This window comes from Devosia sp., assembly GCF_041917035.1.
In the GTDB taxonomy this organism is placed as follows: Bacteria; Pseudomonadota; Alphaproteobacteria; order Rhizobiales; family Devosiaceae; genus Devosia_A.
In genome coordinates, this window is record NZ_JAYRYM010000202.1 from 1 (window position 1) to 6,711 (window position 6,711).

8 protein-coding genes are annotated in these 6,711 nt (G+C 66.6%); 5 read left to right on the top strand and 3 right to left on the bottom strand.

What is annotated here, in order from left to right:
* Positions 1–150 precede the first annotated feature (150 nt).
* The 3 genes from fabG to ACE3TU_RS16925 form a co-directional block, all read right to left on the bottom strand.
* Positions 151–891 (bottom strand): 3-oxoacyl-[acyl-carrier-protein] reductase, encoded by a 741-nt coding sequence (gene fabG, locus ACE3TU_RS16915; RefSeq protein WP_374626286.1) that lies wholly within the window; start codon positions 889–891, stop codon positions 151–153.
* Positions 892–925: 34 nt separating this feature from the next.
* Positions 926–1,867, bottom strand: coding sequence for an ACP S-malonyltransferase (gene fabD / locus ACE3TU_RS16920; RefSeq protein WP_374626288.1), 942 nt, complete (start codon positions 1,865–1,867; stop codon positions 926–928).
* A gap of 158 nt (positions 1,868–2,025) precedes the next feature.
* Entirely contained in the window at positions 2,026–2,970 is a 945-nt protein-coding gene (locus ACE3TU_RS16925; protein WP_374626290.1) for a threonine/serine dehydratase, read from the bottom strand.
* 305 nt (positions 2,971–3,275) lie between these two features.
* Between ACE3TU_RS16925 and rpsF the strand changes: the two genes are divergently transcribed.
* From rpsF to ACE3TU_RS16950, 5 genes are all read left to right on the top strand, one after another.
* Complete coding sequence (gene rpsF, locus ACE3TU_RS16930) at positions 3,276–3,692, top strand: 30S ribosomal protein S6 (RefSeq protein ID WP_374626292.1); 417 nt, start codon at positions 3,276–3,278, stop codon at positions 3,690–3,692.
* A 19-nt stretch (positions 3,693–3,711) separates the two neighbouring features.
* Positions 3,712–3,966, top strand: coding sequence for a 30S ribosomal protein S18 (gene rpsR, locus ACE3TU_RS16935; RefSeq protein ID WP_374626294.1), 255 nt, complete (start codon positions 3,712–3,714; stop codon positions 3,964–3,966).
* A 115-nt stretch (positions 3,967–4,081) separates the two neighbouring features.
* Positions 4,082–4,651, top strand: a complete 570-nt coding sequence (gene rplI, locus ACE3TU_RS16940) for a 50S ribosomal protein L9 (RefSeq protein WP_374626296.1) — start codon at positions 4,082–4,084, stop codon at positions 4,649–4,651.
* Between the two features lie 323 nt (positions 4,652–4,974).
* Positions 4,975–6,465 (top strand): replicative DNA helicase, encoded by a 1,491-nt coding sequence (locus ACE3TU_RS16945; RefSeq protein ID WP_374626298.1) that lies wholly within the window; start codon positions 4,975–4,977, stop codon positions 6,463–6,465.
* Positions 6,466–6,467: 2 nt separating this feature from the next.
* Positions 6,468–6,711, top strand: a 244-nt coding sequence (locus ACE3TU_RS16950; RefSeq protein WP_374626300.1) for an alanine racemase, incomplete at its 3' end; no start/stop codon positions are given.

Consider the following 6,711-nt stretch of genomic DNA (forward strand, 5'->3'; position numbering starts at 1 on the left):
GAACCTGCCGCCGTTTGCGGCCGACTGTAGGCGCGGTTCAAGCCCCTCGCAAGGGTCGGCCATGCCCGAAATCAGCGGCGGACGTAACACACTTCCCTGCCCTTTGCCATATTCCGCACAGGCGGGTTTCCCCAGCCTCGACGCGCGGCCTCAGAGCATCACCATGCCGCCGTTGACGTTGAGCGTGTGGCCGGTGATGTAGCCGGCCTCGCTGGAGGCGAGGAACACGACCGCGGCGGCCACCTCGTCGGCATTGCCCAGTCGCCCGGCGGGGACCTTGGCGAGGATGCTCTCGCGCTGCTTGTCATTGAGTTCGTCGGTCATGGCGGAGCCGATGAACCCCGGCGCAACGGTGTTGACGGTGATGTTGCGGGATGCGACCTCGTAGGCCAGTGCCTTGCCCATGCCGATCAGCCCGGCCTTGGAGGCAGCGTAGTTGCCCTGCCCGGGATTGCCGACCACGCCCACCACCGAAGTGATACCGATGATGCGGCCGAAGCGCTGCTTCATCATGCCGCGCAGCACGGCACGCGTGAGGTGGAAGGCGGCGGTTAGGTTCACCGCCAGCACCTCGTCCCATTCCTCGTCCTTCATGCGCATGAACAGGTTGTCCCGCGTCATGCCGGCATTGTTGACGAGGATGTCGATACCGCCGAGGGCCTTGTCGGCCTCGGGGACCAGGTGGTCGACCGCATTGAGGTCGGAGAGGTTGCACGGAACGATCGGATGATCGCCGCCGCCGAGCAGCGCACGCGTGTCCTCGAGCGCGCCAACCCGTGTGCCGCTGAGCGCCACCCGCGCGCCGGCGCCCGCGAGCGCCTTGGCAATCTCCCGTCCGATGCCGCCCGAGGCGCCGGTGACGAGGGCGCGTTTTCCAGAAAGATCAAACATTTGGCGGCTCCTTTGCAGAGTCTGATTCAATGGTTCAGCCGGCGAGGAAGGCATCGACGTCGGCCGACGTGCTCACCGAAACCGCAGCGGTCTCGGGCGCGATGCGCTTCGCCAACCCACTCAGCACCTTGCCGGCGCCAAGTTCGACCAGTTGGGTCACGCCGCCATCCCCGACCAGCCAGCCGACGCACTCCGTCCAGCGGACTCGGCCGGTCACCTGCTCGACCAAGCGCATCTTGATCTCGGCGGGATCGGAGATCGGCGCGGCGAGCACGTTGGCAACCACCGGCACGACCGGAGCACGCACGACCACCTTGTCGAGGGCGGCGCGCATAGCCTCTGCGGCGGGTTGCATCAGCGCACAGTGGAACGGCGCGCTGACCGGCAGTGGCAGGGCCCGCTTGGCGCCGGCCGCCTTCAGGAGTTCGATGGCGCGGTTCACCGCGGCGAGGTTACCGGAGATCACCACCTGGCCCGGCGCATTGTCATTGGCGAGACCGCAGACGTCGCCCGCCGCCGCCTCCGCGCAGACCCGCTCGACGGTCTCGAGGTCCAGCCCGAGGATAGCGGCCATGGCGCCCTGCCCGACCGGCACGGCCTTCTGCATCGCCTCGCCGCGTGTCCGGAGCAGACGCGCAGCATCGGCGAGGCTGAAGGCGCCTGCAGCGGCGAGCGCCGAATACTCGCCCAGCGAGTGCCCGGCGACATAGGCGGCCTGCTCCTTGAGCGAAAAGCCGCGACTTTCCAGCACCCGCGTTACCGCGACCGAGACGGCCATCAAGGCCGGCTGGGCATTTTCGGTCAGCCGCAAGGTTTCCTCGGGCCCCTCGAACATCAGGGTCGAGAGCTTCTGGCCCAGCGCATCATCCACCTCGGCGAAGACGTTGCGCGCCTCCTGGTAGGTGCCGGCCAGATCCTTGCCCATGCCGACGGCCTGGCTGCCCTGGCCGGGAAAGGTGAATGCGCGCTTGGTCACGAGGGGTCTCCGGGGCGTCGTGGTGTCAAGGCCCAACCTAGGCCCCGTCCGGACGGGCGTCCAGTTGGGCGCGGCGTTTGCCTGCGGGGGATGGCAAAGTCAAGGCCGCCGGGTCCTCGCACCCGTTCGGACGTCTCCACGCGTTCCTTCGGCGCGCTCTAGTCGAACTTCACTGCCGTGGTGTTGGCGCCGCAGAGCAGCACCCCAACCCTCTCGTCGGACTGCGGCACATAGCGGCCGGAGAGCAGCGCCGCCATGGCAGCAGCGCCGCCGGGCTCGGCCACCACCCGCAGAATGTCCCAGATGGTTTTCTGCGCAGCAACGATGGCCTCGTCGGCGACGAGAACGGTACCTGCAATGTGTCGCCGCTGGGCGAAGCTGAGTTCGCCGATACGGCGGGCGCCGAGGCTGTCGGCAGCAATGCCGCTCACGGGAACATCCACGGGCGCCGCGGCCGCGAGGGCCCTCGTCAGGGTAGGCGCGTTCTCGGGTTCGACCCCGACGATGCGGACGCGGCCCTCGTACCACGCGGCGATGCCGCCGATCAGCCCGCCGCCTCCCACTGCCACAAGCAGGGTGTCGAGTTCGGGAGCCTGCTGCTCCCACTCCTGACCTACGGTCCCCTGTCCGCTCAGCGTCTCGAAGGCGTCGTAGGCATGCGCCTCGAGCAGGCCATGCTCGCGAGCAAAGCTACGACTTGCCGCGAGTGCGTCGGGATAGGTGTCGCCCCCGACCACGATGTCGGCGCCGTACTGCCTGATGCGGTCGATCTTGGCCGGCGACGAGATCTTCGGCACGTAGATGTGCGCCTTGATCCCCAGGCGCATGGCCGCAAACGCGACCGCGGCACCGTGATTGCCCCCGGAGGCCGCGACCACGCCCCGCTCGGCTCCCTCGCGCATGAGGAGGTTGGCGAATGCCCCGCGCGCCTTGAACGTGCCCGAGTGCTGCATGAACTCAAGCTTGAAGGTGAGATCCTCGCCCGTGAAGCCGAAATCGGCAGAACGCACCGACATCACCGGCGTGCGCCGGATATGCGGACGGATCGCGGCTTCGGCAGCGAGAATGGAGTTGCGGTCGGGGATGGTCGTGGAGGTGATCATGGCCAAACGCTTACAGGATCGGTGTTGCGGAACAAGAGCGGACACGGCAGTGCATCGTCGCCGAGGTGCTGATCCGCCCCTAGAGGCTCGATGCCGCTGAGCCCTTGCCATCCGCGGTGTTTTCCCCTATGTCCCGCCTCGCATTCGCTCGGCCGGGGGCTGAACGGAGGGTCCGGTATTGCCGGAAGGGGTCACCCGTCCTCCCGTGTTCCCGCTCTTTAGAAGACTGCTTTGGTGCCTTTCCGGCTTCAAAGGGGCTCCGCGCCGAAGGACTGCGTTGTGACGCAACAACAAGGAAGGCGCTCATGGCCCTTTACGAACACATCTTTCTCGCCCGCCAGGACGTTTCGCCCCAGCAGGTCGAGGAACTGACTGCCGCGTTCACCGGGGTGATCGCCGCCGGCGGCGGCAAGGTGACCAAGAACGAGTATTGGGGGCTGAAGTCGCTCTCGTACCGCATCAAGAAGAACCGCAAGGCGCACTACACGCTGCTCAACATCGACTCGCCGCATGCTGCGGTGGCCGAGATGGAGCGGCAGATGGGGATCAATGAAGACATCCTGCGCTTCATGACCATCCGGGTCGACGCGCTCGAGGAAGGTCCCTCGGCGATGATGCAGAAGCGTGACCGCGACGATGAGCGCGGGGATCGTCCGGGCGGCCCGCGCGGCGACCGCGGCGGCTTCGACCGCGGCGACCGTCGTCCGCCCCGCCGGTTCTGATCGAAAAGGATAGAGTGACATGGCCATCAAGGACCTGACCACCACCACCGCCCGCCGTCCGTTCCAGCGCCGCCGCAAGACCTGCCCGTTTTCGGGTCCGAATGCGCCCAAGATCGACTACAAGGACGTGCGGCTGCTGCAGCGCTACGTCTCCGAGCGCGGCAAGATCGTCCCCTCCCGCATCACAGCGGTTTCGGCCCTGAAGCAGCGCGAACTGGCCCAGGCCATCAAGCGCGCCCGCTTCATCGGCATCATGCCCTACGCCGTGCAGTAAGGGCCAGGGCCGGCGAAGGCGCCCTGCGCCAGATCCGCCGGCGGATCGCTGGGGTCGCGGATGGTCTGCGGCTCCTAACCGTCCACAACCGGACGGGACAGCAAAGGACACAGAGATGAAAGTCATTCTGCTCGAGCGCGTCGGCCGCACCGGCCACATCGGCGACGAGGTCAACGTCAAGGACGGATTCGCCCGCAACTACCTGCTGCCGCAGGGCAAGGCGCTTCGCGCCACCGAGGCCAACCGTCACAAGTTCGCCCGCGACCGGGCCGACATCGAAAAGCGCAATCAGGAGCGCCGCGAGGCCGCAGCCGGGATCGCTTCGGGCCTCAACGGCAAGTCGGTCATCATCATCCGGCAGGCCGGTGAGACCGGCCAGCTCTATGGGTCGGTGTCGTCGCGTGACGTGGCGGATGCGCTGGCGGCCGACGGCTTCACCGTCGCCCGGTCGCAGGTCGACCTTGCCAACCCGATAAAGACAGTCGGCGTCCACACGGTTGCGTTGCACCTGCACGCCGAAGTCGCGGTCTCGATCACGGTCAACGTCGCCCGCTCGGAGGACGAAGCCGTCCGCCAGGCCAAGGGCGAGGACCTGACGGCGATCAATTACGGTGAAGAGGCCAATGAGGAATTCCTCGCCGGCCAGGCCGAGGCCTCGGCCGATCTCGACCGATCGGAAGAGTAGTCGGTTCGTTTTTCGCTGATGCGCAAGGCCGGGAGCGATCCCGGCCTTCCGCTTTTCCGGCGGCTTCCCGGCCTCGCCCGCGACTGATTCGGCCATTGGCCCGTCCGTGTGCCGGTCCAGAGGACATCCGCGGCCCAGGCCGGCCCCTCTCGCCGGCCCGATTCGCAATCCCCTCCCCCTGTTTCCCCCACTTTCAACACTACCCACAGCCCGACTCGGATATGCCGCTCGCAGGTCGCCGGCCCGTCGCATTTGCCTTCCCGCGGACGGCCGCCGGTGGTTAAGAACCCCTTAACGCCACGAGCACACACTACCGAGTCGAAATGGCCGAAGCGAACGTCCACCGCCTGCGTCCGGAAGACGAGAAAGCCTTCCGCCTCGCGCCCCAGAACGTGGAGGCGGAGCAGGCGCTGCTGGGCGCAATCCTGGTCAACAACGAGGCCTTCTACCGCGTCTCGGACTTCCTCCTGCCGGAGCACTTCTACGAGCCCGTGCACCGCACCATTTACGAGGTGCTGGCCAAGATCGTGCGGGCCGGCAAAACCGCAACTCCCGTCACCGCCAAGACCTATCTCGGAGAGACCCTTACCGCCGACGTCACGATGGCGCAGTACCTGGCGCGGCTCGCGGCGGAAGCGACCACGGTCATCAATGCTGCCGACTACGGGCAGACGATCTACGATCTCGCCATACGGCGGAACCTGATCCAGATCGGCGAGGAAATGGTGCAGGTCGCCTACACCTCCGATGTCGAGGCGACCGCAAACAAGCAGATCGAGGAAGCCGAGAAGCAGCTCTTCGACCTGGCGGAAAAGGGCCGCTACGATGGAGGCTTCCAGAACTTCAGCCAGGCGCTGACCGAAGCCATCAAGATGGCCGGCGAGGCCTATGGCCGGGACGGGACACTCTCCGGAACCGCCACTGGCCTCACGGACCTCGACCGCCTGATGGGTGGCCTGCAGCGCTCCGACCTGATCATCCTCGCGGCGCGTCCGGCAATGGGCAAGACGTCACTTGCCACCAACATCGCCTTTCACGTGGCCAAGAACTGGCGCGGAGAGATCGCGCCGGACGGGCACCGCAACACCGTCGACGGTGGCCAGGTCGGGTTCTTCTCGCTCGAAATGAGCGCAGAGCAACTGGCGACGCGTATTCTCGCCGAACAGGCGGAAATCTCGTCTTCCGACATCCGGCGGGGCAACATCCACGAGAGCCAGTTCACCCGCCTTGTCGACACCTCGAACCTGATGTCGCAGGTGCCGCTCTACATCGACGACACCGGTGGCATCTCGGTGGCGCAACTGGCTGCACGCGCGCGGCGGCTGAAGCGCCAGAAGGGGCTCGACCTGCTGATCGTCGACTACCTTCAGCTGCTGACCGGCTCGTCCCGCCGCGCCAACGAAAACCGCGTGCAGGAGTTGACCGAGATCACCACCACGCTCAAGGCGCTGGCCAAGGAACTCGATGTTCCGATCATCGCGCTCAGTCAGCTCTCCCGCCAGGTCGAGAACCGCGACGACAAGCATCCGCAACTGGCGGACCTGCGCGAATCCGGTTCGATCGAGCAGGACGCCGACGTGGTGCTGTTCGTCTATCGCGAGGAGTACTACCTCAAGAACAAGGAACCCAAGGAAGGCACGCCCGAGCACCTTGCCTGGCAGGGCGAGATGGAAAAGGTGCATGGCCGCGCCGAGGTGATCATCGGCAAGCAGCGTCATGGCCCGACGGGAACGGTACAGCTGAGTTTCGAGGCGCAGTTCACCCGCTTCGGCAACCTGGCAAACGCCGACTACCTGCCTGAGAGGATGGAGTAGTGATGGCAGCCGCAGCAGTCGCGACCGGGTATGGCGGCCGGCTGACCGTCGATCTGGGCGCACTCAGGCGCAACTGGCAGGCGCTCGACAAGGTGAGTCGGGGCGCACTCACCGGCGCAGTGCTGAAGGCCGACGCCTACGGCACCGGGCTCGTTCCGGCGGCGCGCGCCTTCTACGAGGCCGGCGCCCGGTTCTTCTTCGTCGCGACGCCCGATGAAGGCGTCGCCGCTCGCGCCGGACTGCCCG